At 32.0% G+C, this 1,192-nt stretch carries 1 protein-coding gene; it reads right to left on the bottom strand.

Annotation, left to right across the window (positions count from 1 at the left end; translation table 11 throughout):
• Positions 1–540: 540 nt before the first annotated feature.
• Entirely contained in the window at positions 541–984 is a 444-nt protein-coding gene (locus R7035_RS25555) for a hypothetical protein (RefSeq protein ID WP_025789569.1), read from the bottom strand.
• Positions 985–1,192: the final 208 nt, after the last annotated feature.

The raw sequence follows: 1,192 nt of genomic DNA, 5'->3' as shown, positions 1-1,192 counted from the left end.
AAATTAAAATATAAAGGCTAAATGAGTTCTTACGTTGTTAATAATATTATTTAAATAATATTACTCCCATGTATAACGAACTGTTCAGGTTGTAACTTAGTGTATTTAAGTTTAGAAATATGACTTACTTTGACTTATGATCGTATAACAATGTGTCCATTTCTGTATTGTATATATAATAGAGAAATGTAGATGTGGACACTGAGAGCCTGTATTCCTAAACATAAACTCTTAATTGTCATTGAATTATTGAAATATGCATGCGGTAGCATGCTAAATTTGCTGGTTGTTCATTTTGAGTAAAAGTTAACCTTTGAATGGCTATCGACCTATGTGTCCACATTCTCAAATGTATATATAATAATAAATGGAGAAGTGGACACTCAAAATTAAGCATTAAATCTATATGCCACTTGCGAGGTACTATGCATCAGTAGGTAGACTCGCTCTTTGAGCGAGAGTTTCAATAGATGAGTACGTGATCATAACTCCAGTAAACGAATGGTGATACTTAATGATATTTAGACTTAAACTCTTAAACTAAAGGTTGTCATCCTCAACGATTTCATCGGTTTTAAAGTCTTTCTTAGTCAGTTTTGTACCATTTTCACTATTGTATCTTTCAATTGCTGCCGCCAGTTCACGTGATGCTTTACCTTGGGATCTTTCTTTAAAAACATCTTCTCCTACTTTAAATTTAACAAGTGGTGCTGGTTTTCGCTTCGTTGCGGTAGAAGACTTTGAACCTGTTAAAATTTTATACTTTTTTTCGAGTTCGTGAGGGATTTCAAAGTCAATTACTTGTAAAGCGTGTATGGCTGCTTCAACAGCCTTCACTTCTTGCGCAGTATTAAGCTCATCTATAACGTGGCTAACTCTATCACGGATTGCTTCTAACTCTCCCAGAGATAGTTCTAAGCCTCGGATATTATTGCGACTATTAAATATTTCTATGGCTGCTTCTTGTTTTTCAGTCAATGTCATTAGTTTTATTCCTATTAGATGTACAATTGCCAATACTCCAATTTTAAACCAAACTTAAAAAGTGTGGAAGTTTTTAATGATTAAAAAATTTTTGTTTGATTTATATTTTTGTTTTTATATTTACAATGGTTTTTAAATGTGGTTTATTAAAAGGGCATTAAGCATCTTATTGATTTAAAGGTTACCAAAATGAATCGTCGTAAATATG

Origin of the sequence: Vibrio sp. 1731, assembly GCF_033339955.1 — a bacterium.
Classification (GTDB): domain Bacteria; phylum Pseudomonadota; class Gammaproteobacteria; order Enterobacterales; family Vibrionaceae; genus Vibrio; species Vibrio alginolyticus.
The sequence above is the reverse complement of the archived record's forward strand: the minus strand, read 5'-3'. Positions and strand labels throughout refer to the sequence as shown.

Coding starts and splice junctions, on each gene's coding strand:
- R7035_RS25555 (WP_025789569.1), bottom strand. CDS start 984: ATGACATTGACTGAAAAACAAGAAGCAGCCATAGAAATATTTAATAGT.